This window comes from Streptomyces sp. AC558_RSS880, assembly GCF_019049255.1.
Classification (GTDB): Bacteria; Actinomycetota; Actinomycetes; order Streptomycetales; family Streptomycetaceae; genus Streptomyces.
Map to the genome: position 1 here is coordinate 41,997 of NZ_JAGMUJ010000130.1, position 15,748 is coordinate 57,744.

At 75.9% G+C, this 15,748-nt stretch carries 9 protein-coding genes; 1 reads left to right on the top strand and 8 read right to left on the bottom strand.

The features are described 5' to 3' along the window. Window positions 1–170: 170 nt before the first annotated feature. The 7 genes from KUM38_RS29915 to KUM38_RS29945 form a co-directional block, all read right to left on the bottom strand. Window positions 171–1,016 (bottom strand): ABC transporter ATP-binding protein, encoded by an 846-nt coding sequence (locus KUM38_RS29915; RefSeq protein ID WP_217133880.1) that lies wholly within the window; start codon window positions 1,014–1,016, stop codon window positions 171–173. A gap of 141 nt (window positions 1,017–1,157) precedes the next feature. Then, the gene (locus tag KUM38_RS29920; RefSeq protein ID WP_217133890.1) at window positions 1,158–2,126 is read right to left on the bottom strand and encodes a TIGR01777 family oxidoreductase; all 969 of its coding nucleotides are present in this window, start codon (window positions 2,124–2,126) and stop codon (window positions 1,158–1,160) included. Between the two features lie 116 nt (window positions 2,127–2,242). Continuing rightward, the gene (locus KUM38_RS29925) at window positions 2,243–3,994 is read right to left on the bottom strand and encodes a hypothetical protein (protein WP_217133892.1); all 1,752 of its coding nucleotides are present in this window, start codon (window positions 3,992–3,994) and stop codon (window positions 2,243–2,245) included. Further along, a complete protein-coding gene (locus KUM38_RS29930) occupies window positions 3,991–7,530 on the bottom strand; it encodes a DUF5682 family protein (RefSeq protein WP_217133894.1) in 3,540 nt (1,179 codons plus the stop codon). The genes KUM38_RS29925 and KUM38_RS29930 overlap by 4 nt, the downstream gene beginning before the upstream one ends. A gap of 5 nt (window positions 7,531–7,535) precedes the next feature. Then, window positions 7,536–8,705 carry an AAA family ATPase gene (locus KUM38_RS29935; protein WP_217133903.1) on the bottom strand — a complete coding sequence of 390 codons (1,170 nt, stop codon included), beginning with the start codon at window positions 8,703–8,705 and terminating at the stop codon, window positions 7,536–7,538. Between the two features lie 35 nt (window positions 8,706–8,740). Then, window positions 8,741–13,783: a hypothetical protein gene (locus tag KUM38_RS29940; RefSeq protein ID WP_217133904.1), complete on the bottom strand. Its 5,043-nt coding sequence runs from the start codon at window positions 13,781–13,783 to the stop codon at window positions 8,741–8,743. Continuing rightward, complete coding sequence (locus KUM38_RS29945; RefSeq protein ID WP_217133906.1) at window positions 13,780–14,634, bottom strand: DUF4132 domain-containing protein; 855 nt, start codon at window positions 14,632–14,634, stop codon at window positions 13,780–13,782. The genes KUM38_RS29940 and KUM38_RS29945 overlap by 4 nt, the downstream gene beginning before the upstream one ends. Window positions 14,635–14,936: 302 nt before the next feature. Here KUM38_RS29945 and KUM38_RS29950 point away from each other — a divergent pair, with 302 nt between their 5' ends. Beyond that, window positions 14,937–15,149 carry a hypothetical protein gene (locus tag KUM38_RS29950; protein ID WP_217133908.1) on the top strand — a complete coding sequence of 71 codons (213 nt, stop codon included), beginning with the start codon at window positions 14,937–14,939 and terminating at the stop codon, window positions 15,147–15,149. A gap of 11 nt (window positions 15,150–15,160) precedes the next feature. Here KUM38_RS29950 and KUM38_RS29955 read toward each other — a convergent pair whose 3' ends face one another. Further along, window positions 15,161–15,634 (bottom strand): DUF4396 domain-containing protein, encoded by a 474-nt coding sequence (locus KUM38_RS29955; protein ID WP_217133910.1) that lies wholly within the window; start codon window positions 15,632–15,634, stop codon window positions 15,161–15,163. Between the last annotated feature and the right edge of the window lie 114 nt (window positions 15,635–15,748).

Sequence of the window (15,748 nt, forward strand, 5' to 3'; positions counted from 1 at the left end):
GATGACAGGCCGGACGGCCGACAGCGTCAACGCGCGCTCGGAAAACCGACCATGTCTCAGCTCCTCGTGGGTGACTCGCTCCGCCGAAACCCTAGCCGTCGGCGACCCGGCGCGAAAGGCGGCCTCACACGCTTCTCACACGCACACGGCCCCGGAACCCGGCGCGGGGGTCAGACGGCCGGGTGCTCGGTCCGCCGTCGCGAGTACGCCGCCCAGCGCCCGTCGCGCCGGGTCACCGTGATGTCGCGGCCGTAGCAGGCCGTCACCCGTGCGTCGGTCAGCACCTCGGCGACGGGCCCCCGGGCGAGGATCCGGCCCTCCCGCAGCAGCAGGGCGTGGCCGACCGCCGGGGAGAGCTCCTCCAAGTGGTGGGTGACCGTCACGGTGGCCAGTCGCGGGCGTCCCTCGGCCAGTCGGTGGACGGCCTCGATGAGGTCTTCCCGGGACGGCAGGTCCAGCGCGTTGAACGGCTCGTCCAGGAGCAGCAGCGCCGGGTCCGCCATCAGCGCCCTGGCGATCAGGACGCGGGCCCGCTGGCCGCCCGAGCACACTTCGTACGGCCGGTCGGTCAGCTCTTCGACGTCCAGTTCGGCCAGGAGCCTGTGGGCCCGCCGCCGGACCTCGTCGTCGTACATCCGCCACAGCGGCTGGACGGTACCGGTGTGCCCGGTCAGCACCACGGCGTGGGCGGTGAGTTCGCCGGGCACCCGCTGGGCGGCGGTGACATGCCCGATACGGGCGCGCAGGTCACGGACGTCCACCCGGCCCAGCCTGCTGCCGAGCACCTCGACACTGCCGGTCGTGGGGTGCATCAGGGCACCGAGCAGCCGCAGCAGGGTGGTCTTCCCGGCGCCGTTGGCCCCCAGGAGCGCCCAGTGCTCTCCGGGCCGGACGGTCCAGTCGATTCCGTCGAGGATCAGGTGGTCGGTCGTGCGGCGGCCCACGCGCACGTCCCGCAGGAGGACCACAGCCGTCCCCGGCCCGCCCTCCGTGTCCTCCACCGTCGGCCCGGCCATCCGGCAACTCCTCTCGCCCTCGGACGTCGTCACCCTGAACGACGGTAGATGCACGGGGCATGTTGTCGCCGGGCCGTCCGGATCGTGGATGCCGCACCGGCCCGGCGCCGAAGGCCGACCGGCACCCATGGCACCAGCAGGTCAGCGCGTCGCGGCGCGCACCGGGCCGTTTACGCCGCGTCGGCGCCGTGTCAGGTCGTGGGCCGCCTCCGGCCACGTCGGGTACGCGAATCCGAAGCCCGCCTCGAGCAGGCGGCCGGGGACGACCCTCCGGCTCTTGAGCAGGAGTTCCGTGTCCGAGCGCAGTACGAACGCGCCCACTTCGGCCATCCCTCGCGTCGCGGGCAGCCCCAGCGGCATGTGCCACGCGGTGCGCAGGGCGCGCATGAAGGCGCGCTGCGGCAGGGGGTCGGGGGCAGCCAGGTTCACCGGGCCGGCGAGATCGTCCCGGTCGGCCAGGAACTCGACCGCGCGGACGAAGTCGTGGTCGTGGATCCACGACACGTACTGGGCGCCGCCCGCGACCGGTCCGCCGAGCCCGAGGCGGGCCATCCACGACAGGACGTCGAAGACGCCGCCCCGGTCGGGGCTCATCACCATGGCGGTGCGCAGGGCCACCTTGCGGGTGTGCGGAGTGGCCGCCCGTTCCTGTTCCCGCTCCCAGGCCCTGGCGATGTCGACGCTGTAGGACCAGTAGCCCGGCACGGTGGGCTCCGCCCCGCCGATCACGCCGGTGTCCTCGTCGTTGGGCGCGTCGAAGCGGTGCGCGTAGACGGTGGCGGTGCTCATCTGGAGCCAGACCCGCGGAGGGTGCGCCGCGGCGCCGATCGCCTCGCCCACGACACGGGTGGAGAACACCCGCGAGTCCCTCATGGCCCGGAGGTTGGCGGGGGTGTAGCGGCAGTTCACACTGCGGCCGGCCAGGTTGACCACGACATCGCTGCCGTCGATCACCTCGGTCCACGGCCCCGGGGTCTCACCGTCCCAGTGGACTTCACCGGGCCCCGTCGGCCGTCTGGTCAGCACCACGACCTCATGCCCGGCTGTGGTCAACGCGCGCTTCAGGACGGTGCCCACCTGTCCGGTCCCGCCGGGAATCACGATCTTCATCCAGCCCTCCCGCTCCGTGTGAGGGCAACACTACCGTCGAATTGAACACGTTCAAAAACCTCGGTTCCGGTGAGCGCCCACTGCGGGGCTCGGCCCCGTCCGAGGACCGGGCCGGCTCACGGGGTCCGGCCCGGCGAGGAGACCTCGTTCACGGTGGCCCCCCAGGCGGCCGCGCACAGGGCCCGTTCGACCTCGTCGGTGTAGACGGCGGCGGCGAGCCAGGCCCGGGCGAAGTGGCCGGTGTCGGCCGGGAGCAGGCGGCCGAAGGTGTCGCGGGAGCGGTCCGCGGCGGCGGCGTGGAGGTCGTCGAGGAGGTCGCCCGCCGTGGCGAGGCCGAGACGGCGCAGCCGGGCGCCGTCGCCCGGCCGGTTCCCGGCGAGGGCGAGGACACGGCGGCCTCCCGGCACCACCTGGTGGACCCGGCGGCGCAGCAGGTGCAGCGGGGCCTCGTCGCCGGTGGCCATGGCCCGGGCGGGTGGCGCGACCGCGCCGGCGGGCAGGTCCGCGCGCCGGAGGCGGTCCAGACCGAGGTCCACCCGGGCGCCGGGATCGGTGGGGTGCTCGGCGGCGAGCAGCAGGGCGCGGGGATACGGCCCCGGTGCCAGGCGCGCGACGATCCGCAGCCGGCTGCCTCCGGCGGCGGCGAGCAGGCGGAGGTTGTCGCGGTGAGGGAGTGCGGGATCGTCGTGGGCGGTGGCCAGCCGCAGGGGCAGGCCCGCGCAGTCTGCCAGCAGGCAGTCGCCCGTCGCCTCCCGCACCGTGCCCGCGAGGGTCACCTCCAGGAACAGCAGGTCCTGCCCGCCGTTCAGCGCCCGGGCCACCTGCTCGGCGGCGGGTACCGCCCACAACCGGTCCAGCGGCTCGGCGCGCCAGGCGGCGCCGGAGGCGCGGACCGCCCGCACCCCCGCCCCCGCGCCGAGACGGCCCGTCGGGGAGACGGTGGCCCCGGACACGGCGAGTCCCGCGCGTGACAGTTCGCGGTGGGTCAGGGCGGTGTCACCGATCCGTACGGCCCGGTCGGCGGCGCCGGTCGCCCGGGCGGGCCCGCCCGGTGCCACGTCCGACACCGTGTACAGGCGTCCGTCGGCGTCGGCGGTCCAGGTGACCGCTCCCGCGTATCCGGTCGCGGTGAGGACGGGCTCGGAGAAGAGCCCGTACAGCCGCAGGGAGCCGTCCGGGCGGTACGGCTGCCGGACCGTGCCGCGCAGTTCGGTCAGGTCCGGGCCGGTGGCGTGCGGGAGGCGGTGGGCGACGCCCAGGGCACCGGCCAGCGCGCCGGCGAGGTCGGTGAGGCGGTGTCCGGGGTCGGCGGAGCGGGCCGCGCGCACCCCGGTCACCACGGAGACCGCCGCGGCCGAGGCCCGTGGCAGGCCGGCGAGGCGGGCGGTGTGCGCGGCGTGCAGGAGCTCCGCCTGGAGCACGGCCCCGGCACCGTCCGTGCCGGCCTCCAGGACGGCTGCGGCCGCGTCGAACACCGCTCGGGCCGCGGCGCGTTGTTCCGCGGTGGCGGCGTCGGGCTCCGGCTGCGTCGTCCCTGTCCCTTCCTCCGCCTCCGTGACCTCGGCGGGGGCCGGGGCCTCCTCGGCGACCGGTGCGGCCGAGGCCGCCGCCGCGCGGTGCAGGCAGTCGGGGGCCAGCAGGCATCCGCAGTGGATCGCGTCCGCGCCGGTCACCGTCCCGCCGGGCGCCCGCAGGACGACGTCGGTCTCGTCGTCGACGGCGATCCGCACGGTGTCGCCCTCCCGGACGGCCGGACGCGCCAGGAGCTTGGTCACGCCCGCGTCCAGCCGCTTGCGGAGCCGGGGTGAGAGCGCCGCGACGAGTTCGGCGGTGACGGACGGGACGACCGGAGGCAGGTCCGGGCTCATGCGATCTTCTCCCCTACCCAGCGGGCGAGTTCGAGCGGGCTGAGGGCGGCGACGGGCATGCCGGCCGCGACCAGCTGACCGGCGACTCCCGTGGAGTAGCGGGGCCGGCCGGTGTCGTCGAGGCTCGCGCAGCCCAGGACGTGACAGCCGGCCGACACCAGTGCGCGGACCTCGGCGAGCAGACCGCCGAGCGGGTAGCCCTCCTCGAAGTCGCTGACGACCACGACGAGGGTGCGCGACGGCACGGTGACGAGCTCGCGCGCGTGCCGCAGTCCCGCGGCGATGTGGGTGCCGCCGCCGACGCTGACCTCCAGCAGCAGCGACAGCGGGTCGTCCACGTGTCCGGTGAGGTCGATGACCTCCGTGGAGAACGCCAGGAAGTGGGTGGAGAGGGTCGGCACCCCCGCCAGGACGGAGGCGGTCAGCGCGGCCCACACCGTGGACGCCTCCATGGACCCCGACACGTCCGTGACCAGGATGAGCCGCCAGTCGGCGGCCCGGCGTCCCCGGGTGCGGAACACCGGGTGCTCGGGGATCACCCGGACCGTGCCGTCCGGGGCACGGCGCGCGGTCGCCAGGTTGGCCCGCAGGGTGCGGGGCAGGTCCAGGCCGCCGCCGGGACGTCTGCTGGGGCGGGGCAGGGCGGTGCCGTGCAGGGCGGGGCGCAGGCGGGTGGCCAGCTGCCGGGTCAGCGCGTCGACCAGCCGCCGTACGAGCGGGCGCAGTGCGGCCAGCCGGGCCTCGGGCAGTCCGCCCGCGTGCCGCAGGACGGTGCGCAGCAGGTCCACCGAGGGCCGCACGCTGTCCGCGTCCAGCTCGGCGAGGACGTCCTTGCGGCCCGACGCGGCGGCCGCCGCCAGCACTTCCTCCCGGATGCCGGGCCCGAACAGCGCGGCCAGTTCCTCGGACCACTCCCGCACTCCGGGGTACGGCGCCTGACGTCCCCCGCCGGTTCCCGGGCCCGTGAGGTCTCCCCGGCTGCCTTCGCCGCGTCCGCTGCCGTACAGCTCGTCCAGCGCGGTGGCGAGCGGTGACGCGGACGGCGGCAGCCGGTCGGCGCGGCGACCGAGGAGGAGGCGCCAGCGGTCGGCGGGGGCGAGGTCATGCTCCCCGGCGGCCTCCGGGGCACCGCGCTCCGGGTGTTCCGGCGCGCTCTCCGACGAACCGCCGCCCGGTGGGGGCAGCAGGCCCAGCGACCGCAGGGTCCCGCGGGCCGCGAAGTCCGCTGCGGTCCAGGTGGCGAGGGCGGCCGGGGCGACGTCGTCCGTGTCGGCGACGTGCGCGGTGCCGAGGCGTTCCTCGACGGCCGCGAGGAGGCGGTCGCGGGCCGCGGGGCTCAGGGTGTCGAAGCCGCCGCGCAGCGCGGGGAGCCGGTCGAGGAACGCCCGGTCGGGCAGCTCGGTCACCCGGGTGAGCAGGGGCTCCAGCGCGGGGGCCGCCGCCTCCAGCAGGGGGCCGGCGGCGGTCAGCAGTCCGCCGAGCCGGGCGGTGAGGGCGGCGCGGGAGTCGGGGGCGGTGGCCCCGTCGACCCAGGAGGCCACGCGGTCGCCGAAGACCCGCGCGTCCTCGTGTCCGAGCAGGACGCGTACGGCCCCGGCGGCGCCGCGCATCAGCGGGGAGCCGTCGGTGGACAGGCGGTCCAGGGCGTCGGCGAGCCGGATGCCGCCCAGCGGGTCGGCCCGGTGGGAGAGTTCGAGCAGGGCGTGGGCGTCGGCGGGGTCCTCGGACCCGGTCAGTCCGTCGACCTGCCGCACCGCCGCCGCCGTGAGCAGCTCCGCGGCGGCGGCCGCCCGGGTCTCACGGTCCGGTTCGGCGGGGAGCCCCGGGACATGACCGGCCCGCAGGCGGTCGAGCAGGGCCAGTCCGGCGAGGAGTTCCGGGAGGGTGCCGGCCCGGGGCAGGATGTCGGCGACGTCGTCGAGCCGTTCGTCCGCGAGCCCGGTCAGGCCGCACTCCGCCGCCCGTTCGAGCCCTTCGAGGGCCTGCGCGGCGGTCGGCCCGCCCTCGTCGCGCTCCTGGCGCCGCCGTTCGCGCAGGACTCCTTCGGCGGCCTGCGCGGGGGTGACTCCGCGCACGCCGGCCGCGGTCAGCACGGCCACCGTGGCGGGGGTCCAGCGCACCTCCCAGCGGGAGGTGAGGGCCTCGGCGCCGCCCGCGCCGACGACCTCCCTGGCCTCCCCGTAGGGCACGCCGCACACCGTGAGCCGGCGCAGCAGCAGTTCACGGCGCCGGTCGAGGTCGGACCGCAGCGGGTCGAGCCGCAGGTCCCGTGCGGGGCCGGGGCCGCCCTCCTCCGGGCCGGGCAGGCCGAGCCGGGCCAGTTCGGCCTCGACCGCGGGGACGAGTCCGCTGCGCGGCGCCCCCGGGGCGGGACGCCCGGTGCGGGTGCCGACGAGCACCCGCTCCATCGCCCGCGCCACGGCCCGGCCGCGCCCGTACGGCTCGCCCTGCGCGAGCACCGTCTGGACCGCTTCGACCAGTTCGCCGCGGCCCGCCGCGGGCAGGCCCCGCAGCCGGGCGAGGTCCGAGGCGAGCCGGCTGATCTCCCGGGCGTCGGCCGGTCCCGAGGGGTGGCCGAGGCCCCGGAGCTCGGCGCAGACGTGTACGGCCGCCCGGGTCAGCGCCTCCTCCAGCGCGGCCGGGTCGCCCGCCGCGCGCAGGACCATGTCCTGCCACTCCGGGTCCCGGATCCCCGCCGGGTAGCCGGACCGCTCGTCGAGGAGGGCGTAGGTGTACGGGATCAACGAGGTGTTCCACACGGGCCGTTGCGGGTCCGCGGGCGTTGTTCCGTCCTCCTCCCCCGCGTCCTGCCGTACGAGCGCCGGGGCGTGGAAGGCGCCGACCACCACGGCGGCCCGCTCGCCCCGTGCGGTGGCCTCGGCCAGCCGGGCCCGCATCCAGCGTTCGCGCCGCAGGTCCAGCTCCGGTACGCCGCCCGAGGCGACCGCGTCCTCGCGCAGGGCCCACCCGGTGAGCAGGGCGGCCCGGCGCAGGGCCTCGGGCGGGGAGCCGGGGGCGGTCGCCTCGACGAGCCGGTCCCAGAGGTCGTCCCCGGGGCGGCCCGTCAGCCGGGTCCGCAGCGCGGTGGCGAGACCGGGGCCGGCGGCCCGCGGCCCCGCTTCCCGGCGTCCCCCGGACCAGGCCCGGTCGGCGAGCGGCAGGTCGCAGGCGACCACGGGCACGCCGTGCCGGGCGGCCCAGCGCACGGCGGCCAGTTCGGGCGAGAAGTCGGCGAACGGGTAGAACGCCGGTCCGCCGTCGCCGCCCTCGCCGGGGGCGGCGGCGAGCGCCACGGGGGCCCTGGTCTCCTCGTGCCCCAGCCAGGGCAGCCACTGCTGCATCTCCGCGGGCAGTTCGACGAGCAGCACCTCCGGCTCCGCCTCGTCCAGCAGCGCGGGCACGGCGGCGGCCAGGGAGGGCGCGTGGTGCCGTACGCCGACGAGGTAGGGCGCGGACGGGCCGGTGAGGGCGGCGAGCGCCTCGTCGGGCGGGACGGGCGGGCCGTCCGGGGCGGCGGCCCCGTGGGAGAGGGACACGGCCGTCAGCCCTCCAGGACCGTACGCAGGTCCCACAGGGTGCGCCAGGTGGCGGAGCCCTGCTCGGCACGGCGCCGGACGGGACCGTCCCAGTAGCCGCGCAGCCGGGCGGCGTCGGCGGGGTCGTCCTTGCGGACCACGCCGAGCAGGTGCCCGGGCAGCAGTCCGAGGACGTCGCGGTCGCCCGGGAAGTAGGCCGCCGCGAGCGCGAGCGCGCCGGCGACGGACACGGCCTCGGCGGTGCTCATCACCGTCGACGGACGTTCCACCTCCCAGCCCTCCGCCGACCGGCCCTCGCGCAGGTCCCGGAACGCGGTGACCAGGGCCTCCAGCACGGCGTCGTCGACCTGGAACGGCGCCCCGGCGCGCTCCACGGACGCCCGCGCCTGGCCGCGCACCAGCGCGGTCTCCGCGTCGAGGTCGCCGATGGGGCCGACGGTCTCGAAGTTGAAGCGGCGTTTGAGGGCCGCGGACATCTCGGAGACGCCCTTGTCGCGGAGGTTGGCGGTGGCGATGAGGTTGAAGCCGGGTGCCGCGTGCGCCAGCGCGTCCTCGGTGCCGGCCAGTTCGGGCACGGCGATCCGGCGCTCGGAGAGCAACGACACCAGCGAGTCCTGCACCTCGGGCAGGCAGCGGGTGACCTCCTCGACACGGGCGATCGCGCCCCGGGACATGGCGGTCAGGACGGGGGACGGCACGAGCGCCCGGCGGGAGGGGCCCTGTGCCAGCAACAGCGCGTAGTTCCAGCCGTACTTGAGCTGGTCCTCGGTGGTGCCGGCGGTGCCCTGCACGACCAGGCCGCTGGTGCCGCACACGGCGGCGGAGAGCAGCTCCGACAGCATCGACTTGGCGGTGCCGGGCTCGCCGACGAGCAGCAGACCGCGCTCGCCGGCGAGGGTCACCACGCACCGCTCGACCAGTGCCCGGTCGCCGACGAACTTGTCCTCGATCACCAGGCGGTGCGGGACTCCGTCGGGTGCCCCGGCGCCGTCGGGGAGCTTCAGGGCCCGGCCCCCGCTGCCCATGACGAACGTGACGACCGCGCGCGGGCTGAGCCGCCAGGCGGGCGGGCGCGGCCCGTCGTCGTACGCGGCGAGGAAGGCGAGTTCGGTGGCGTACCGGTCCTCGGGCGGGACGATCTGGCGGGCCGGGGAGGGGGACAGGGTGGTGGTCATCGGTGCGGGTTCTTCCGGGTGCGGGTGGACGGTGGTCATCGGCGGCGGCCCTTGCGGGTGGCGCGGGTGGTGAGTTCCTCGTAGGCGGGTGCGTCGCCGGCGCGGACGCGGTCCCAGGCGCGCCTGAACAGCTCGGGTACCGGTATCAGCGGCACCGCCTGGGAGCGGTCGTGGACCGGGTAGAGGCCCTGCTTCCAGACCTCCACCGGCTGGGCGGGGGACTTCAGGTCGAGCCAGCCGCACGGCAGGAAGAGGGTGCGTCCGGCGCGGGCCCGCTTCGCCTCGACGACCAGGCCGGTGGCGGCCAGTTCGGTGCGGGCCTTCTTCGTGCGGGCGGGCTTCCAGCCCGTCCAGCGGGCGCGGTTGCGGTCCGTCGGGTCGGGCAGGGCCAGCAGTTGCAGGTAGAGCGCCGCCGCGTCCTCGCCGAGGCCATGGGTTTCGGCGACCTCGGTGACCAGGGCGGGGACGCTCAGGGTCGGGTCCTGGGCGTAGCCGGTGGGTCCCCCGGGGTCCGTTCCGGCCGCGAGGGCGCGGGCGAGTTCGTCGCCCAGGATGGTCCGCAGCGCGTGCATGCCGTCGCGCCGTCCGGGTCCGACGATTCCCTCGATCAGTCCGAACAGGGGGTCGTCCACCGTGCTGAGGGCGCTCGTGCGGACCAGGACGGCTTCCTGGTCCCCGTACCAGGGGCGCAGCACCAGTGCCTCGCCGACGTGTGTCAGTCCGTGCGCGTCGGCGCCGCCGGTGGCGGGCAGTCCGTACGCCTTGCGCAGTTCGGCGGCGGTCGGCGTGCCCTTCTCGGTCCACTCCAGGTCGAGGTCGAGCAGCAGTGCGGGGTCCGCGACGCGGCGGCGCAGCGCGGTGAGCCCTCCGGGCAGGGCGGCGCGCAGGGGGTGCCCGTACGGCAGGGAGTAGGCGAGCCCGGCCAGGGCGGCCACGGCACGCGTCAGGTGGTACCGGCCGGGCAGGGCCCGGGGGTCGTCCGGTACGAGGTTGCCGTCCTTGTCGGGTCGCTGCACGGTGGTGCGGCTGATCCAGGGGGTGCGGTGCGGGTTGAGCACTTCCTCGACGGAGTCGGTGGGCACACCGGCCGGGGAGAGTTCCGCGGCGAGGTCCTCGGGCAGGCGGACGACCCCGTCGAGGCGCTGGGCCCACACGCGGCCCGCCGCGTCCGTGTCCGGTCCGGCGGTCCACAGGTCACCGGGGTTCTCGGGGAGGAGCGCGCCGATGAGCGCCAGGCGGTCGCCGGGCTCCAGCGAGCCCAGTAGTGCGTCGCCGAGCTGCTTCTGGCGCGGCTTCAGCCCGGTGGCGGCGATCACCTCGTCGGTGAGCTGCGACGGCCGCCCGGCGAGCAGCAGGGCCGCCTGCACCGGGCCCAGCCCGTCCCGCGTGGCGGCGGCCAGGGCGGCGGGCGCTTCCGGCTGCCAGGGCGCGGCGCCCTTGTCCCGGACCAGGCCGGCGACGGCGGTCAGCGCGTCCGCCGGGAACACCGGCGGGTGCGCGGTCTCCCGCTCCAGCGTGAAGTGTGCGACGGCGCCGAAGGCGCCGGCCGGATCGTGGTCCAGGGCCAGCCAGTTGACCCGTCCGGCGCGGTGGTCGACGTTCTGGCAGCCGAGGACGACGACGGTGCGGCCCTCCCGGCGCAGCACCTGACCGGCGCGTTCCTGCTTGCCGCGCGGCTCGCTCAGGACGACCTCGCGCAGCGCGCCTCCGGGTGCGGCCAGCGGGCCCTCGGTGATCGCCTCGAACAACAGCAGCAGGGCCGTGCGGTGCGCCTCCGTCAGGGTGGGTGTGGCGGCCCGGTAGGCGAGCGGGCGCAGCACGTCCAGGAGGGACGGCCACTGCGCACCGATCTCCGGGACGGTGAACTCGTCGCTGTGCCATCCGCCGGCGGGGCCGGTGAGCCGGGCGGTGCCGGGCAGCGGCTTGCCGTCGGCGGGCTTCCCGGACAGGACGTGGTTGACGGCGCGGATCTGACGCAGCACGCTCCACCGCTGCTCGCTCCACCAGCCGTGCTGCACGGCGAGACCGGCGGTCGCCTCGCGCAGCGTCTGGTCGTCGCCGTTCTCGGGGCTGTAGTCGGCGAACATGCCCTCGACACGCCGGGGCTCCGTCCTGGGCCGCTCCGCCGGAGGCGCCACGAACATGGCGACGGACTCCGCGAGACGCAGCACCGCGTGCACGAGGGAGGTGACGCCGGTGAGCACATGGGGCTCGGTGAGGGCGGGCAGAGAACGGGAGACGATCTCTCTCAGGACCTCGTCGGCGCTCGGGACGGCGGGCTTTCCGGTGGTGGTTTCCGCACTGTTCCCGTCCCCCGGCGCCGCGTTCGCCCGGATGGCCGCCACCTTCGCCTGCCGCTCCGCCAGCGCGCGGGCCCCGGCCCGCAGCAGTTCCCCGGCCTGCTCGTCGCTCAGCGCCCGCAGGAGCGCCGAGGCGCTCTCGTCGCGCGGCCGCAGCGCGTGCCAGAAGTCGACCGGCGGAACGAGCCGCGTGCCGGCGGCGAACTCGCCGCCGCGCTGCAGCGGCGCCAGCCGGCCCAGTTCCCGTACACCGGTGGTGTCGTCCGTCGTGTACAGGGTGACCTGACGGTGATGGTAGTGGGCGACGACCAGGGGCTCGACGCCGCCGGGCAGCCGCAGGGCGCCGACCGGGACGCCCGGTGTCCGGCCGGTCGGCAGGGTGACGGTCCGGCCGTCCGGCGTACCGACGACGGTGCGGGCCTCGTCGCCCTCGCCCTCGGTGCGCACCCAGCGGCCGAGGACCGTGCCGTCCGTGCCGAACGGGCTGTGCTCCAGGCCGGGTTGCAGGGGCAGCACCGCGCAGTCCTGCTGGAGCAGGGTGGCGCCCTCGCGGATGCCGGAGCGCAGGAACGCGGGCAGCGAGGCGCGGCCGTGCGTGCCGGTGGCCGGGTCGTACTCGAGCCACACCTGCCGCGGCCCCTGCCGTCCCTGGCGCCAGTACGAGGTGCCGTCCCCGAGGATGCGGCGCGCGGGCGGCAGGACCGTGTCACCGGCGTGCAGGGCGCGCCCGCCGGTGGCACGGCCGCCGTCCGGCAGCGGGATCGAGGTCTCGCCGGCGTCACCGCTGCTGTACCAGTGCGGGAGCTTCTCGCCGCCCAGCGGGAACACCTCGGTCGGGCGGGCCGACCAGTAGCCGTACTGCTTGTTGTCCTGCCGCCACATCACCAGCAGTTCGCCGTCGGTGTAGCGGAACGACGGGCGCTGCCAGCGGTCCAGTTCGACGGGCAGCCGCAGGTCGTGTTCCAGCAGGACGTCCTGCGGTCCCACGACGATCGCCTTGTGCCTGCGGGAGAGGATCAGGGCCGGCCATGCCTCGTGGACGGCGAGGGTGTCCTCGCTGTCGCGCCGGGTCTCGGCGTCGAGGCGGCGCAGCGCCTCGTCGAGGGCGGGCCAGCCCAGTTCGTCCGGGATGCCGGCGCGCAGGGTGTTGCCGAGCAGCGGGGCGATGTCGAGTGCGGCGGCCCGGGCGACGGCCCCCGGGCTGATCCGTGCGGCGATCCCGCGGAACGGGCTCAGCCGCTCGAGCGCCGCGCGGGCGGCCGCCAGGCCGGCCGCGCCGTCCAGCTCGCCGGCGGCGTCGTCCAGCCACTCGCGGAGCACGTCGGCGAGCACGGGGTGGCCGGCGATTCCCTCCAGCAGCCCTCGGCCGGTGTGCCGGCGGTGCTGGTTGCCGACGGCGTCGTAGAGCATGCGGCGGCCGTGCCGGTCCGCCGCGACGGCCGTCAGGTCGCGCCGCCCGGGCCGGGTGTCCTTCAGCCACCGGCCGAGGTCGAGGTGGACGTCCGTGTCGGCCCCGGGCGGGGCCAGCGGCACGTCCTGCGCCACGCACAGGTCCAGCAGGTCGAGGTCGGCGCCGGCGTGCCAGCGGCCGGTGAAGAGGTCGACGGGACGGCCCTGCTCGCGCAGGCGCGGAGCCATGCGCTCCACGAGCGCGAGGGTGGCGGGCGAGCGGTCGCTGACCGTGCCGCCGTGCTTGCGGTGCAGGGCCCAGCGGGTGAGCCAGTCCGCCGAGTCGACCGCCTCCACCGCCCCGTCCTCGGCCGTGAGCAGCCGGTCGGCGCCGGTTTCCGCGAGCAGTGCCAGCCAGAACTCGTCGTCCTGCGTCGAGCGGCCCAGCCCGGCCGGCATGATCTCCAGCAGCCGCCCCCGTACGGCGGGCTGCTGCTCGGCCAGGACGACGAGGGTCGCCCGGTAGGTGTCCCAGAAGGACGCGGGGGCCCGGACCGCCGCGGGCGACGCGAGCAGGTCCGCGACCAGGGCGCACTCCTCGGTGACCCGGTCCAGGCCTGCGGCCTTGATCAGGGCGCGGGCGTCCTGGGGCAGCGACGCGTACGGCGGCATGCCGGCCGCGCAGCGTTCCACGGTCAGCTGCCGGAACTGGGCCCAGGCCTCGGCCGGGGTGAGCCGCGCCGCGAGGGCCTTCACGTGCTCCTTGAGCGCCTTGACCGTCAGTGCCCCGGCGAAGGCGAACTCCAGGAACACGGCCCGCTGCCGCTCCTCGTCCACGGTCAGCGCGTGCACCCGCTCCGCGTCGCGGGCCTTGCCGAAGAACGCCGCCGCGTAGGTGGTGTTCTCGTGCTGGAGGAAGACGCGGGCGGCCTGCTCGTAGAAGGTGGGCAGGAAGTGCGGCACGGCCCGGCCGAGCCGCTCGCCGAGCGCCTCGAAGCCCTCCTTCGCGGTGCCGGGGCGGGACTTGGCCTGCCGGGCGAGCCGCTCGACGTCCTTGACCAGCGCCAGCGCGTGGTGCCCGTTCGCCGGGTCGTTGACCAGCGCCCACGCGGGGAAGCCGAGGGTCTCCCGGCGCACCTGCCCGACCTCGCGGGTCTCCGGCTCGCGGACCAGTCCGAGGAAGTCCAGGGCGAGGTCCTCCGCCTCGCCCAGCGTGCCCGGCACCAGCCGCACGACCTTCCGCTCGTCCAGCGCGGTGTGCGTGTACGTGCGGACGGTGAGGACGTCGGCGTCCTCCCGGTCGGTGGTGCCCGGGGGCAGTACGGCGCCGGCGTCGAGCAGCGCGGCGGAGGTGGTCTCGTCGTAGGTGAATCCGTCGTACGTCGTCATGCCGCACGCTCCTCGTCCTCGATGTCGCGTCCGGCGTACAGCGCGGCCGCCATGCGCATGCCCTCCGACCAGGCCACCGGCCCGACCCGGCCGAGCTTCAGCACCCGGCCGGCCGGGTCGGTGAAGACCAGGGGGCCGGTCTCCGTCTCCTCGTAGCCGTCGTAGTCGCCGACCCACACCCGGGCCTCGACGGCGTGGCCGTCCTCCACCACGGAGCACACGGCGTGGCCGCCGCGCACGCGGTAGCCCAGCTGGGTCGCGCGGCCGTGCAGGAACCGCAGTTCCTTGAAGGCGCCGCCCGCGTAGTCCTCGACGGAGGCGGCCTCGGCGTCGAGTGCCGCGGGCCGGTGCCACACCTCGCGGAACAGCTGCTGGGCGCGCTGTTCGACGCCGAGCTCGACGGCGAACTCCCGCAGCTCCTCCAGGTCGTCGAGGAGCACGGGGTGCGGCAGGCGGACCAGGCCGGGGGTGAGACGGACGGTGTCGCCGTCGAGGTCGACCAGGCCGAGGCCGCGCTCGGGATCGGCGTCCCGCAGGAATCCGGCCACCGCGCCGTCCGTGCCCGTGACCACCACGTCGCGGAGGGCGGCCTGCCAGGCGGGGTCCGGCCACACCCGCGCCAGGACCGCGAACGGCACCGGCAGCGAGCGCACCATCCACCGCTCCACATCGGCCAGGCACTGCCGTTCGTGCCGCTCCAGCCACTCGGTGAGCTGACGCAGCCCCACCACCGCCGGATCGTCGGCGATCTTGGGCGGTACGGACTTCAGCCGCCGTCCGGCCGCGTTGCGGCACACCACCTTGCCGTCGTCGAGGGCGACCTCGTAGTCGCCTGCCGACACCCACCCCATGCGTGCCTCCCGCACCCGCAGTGATCAAGTGACGGGAACTGTAGGGCAGGGCTCTGACAACGGGTCCCGGGGGCCTCGTCCCGGGACGGGCACCGCCGTGGCGCGGGGCGGTGGAGCGGGCGCTCGGCGGGTGGGACGCCCCGCGGAGCCCGACCGGCCCGGCACCGGTGGTCCCGCGCGGGCCGCCGTCGGCGGGGCGGGGCCATCAGGGTGGTCGCAGGCCGTGTCGGGCGGCCGTCCCGGGGCCGGCTGGCCATCCTGGGTCGGTAGCGCGGCCCCTTCCGAACGACAAGGAGCACGGCATGCCCACGGACCCGGTCGGACGATTCCTCACGGCCTTGGACCCTCACCACCGGGAGGCCGTCAGCGGCAGACCGCGCGAGGAACAGGAACGGCTGGCGGCGGCCTGGGAACGGGAGCTGGAGTCCGACACCGAGCTCGACTCCCTCGACGAGCTGTCCCCGTCGGCGGCGGAGGCCGAGGCGGCCCGCCGCGTCCTGGACCGCGAGCGCTAGGTGCTCCGGGATCAGTGATGGGCGTGGACGACGGCGTGGCCCTTGCCGCGGCCGATCATCCACTTGTTCACCGGCGTGGTGACCACGAACGCCACGGCGAAGCCGCCGAGCAGCGCCGACCAGAACAGCCCGTCCGACAGGTGCGCGTCCATCGCGCCCGGCGTCAGGGCGATGATCGCGTTGTCGACCAGTTCCATCACCGCGATGGAGACCGTGTCGGCGGCCAGCGCCACCTTGACCGCGGTCCTCAGGGACAGGCCCGCGCGCATCACCGCGAAGAGGGTGAAGAAGTAGCCGAAGACGAAGGCGAGGAAGATCGCGAGGATCATGGTCGGTACGTTGCCCCACAGCAGGGCCGTGCCGATGACCATGCCGAGGATCTCGCCGATGGCGCACCCGGTCAGGCAGTGCAGCGTCGCTTTCGCCGCCGTCGCCCAGGAGGCGTGCCCGTGCCCGGTGGCGGTGTGATGCGTGCCGTGATCCATGATCTTCGTCCCCATTCGGCGTCTCGGGTGACCGGTGTCGGCCCACCGAGAGCAACATATACCCCCCAGGGGTATATTCCCAGGGTTCCGGGGTGGCGCGAACGGCCTCATTCC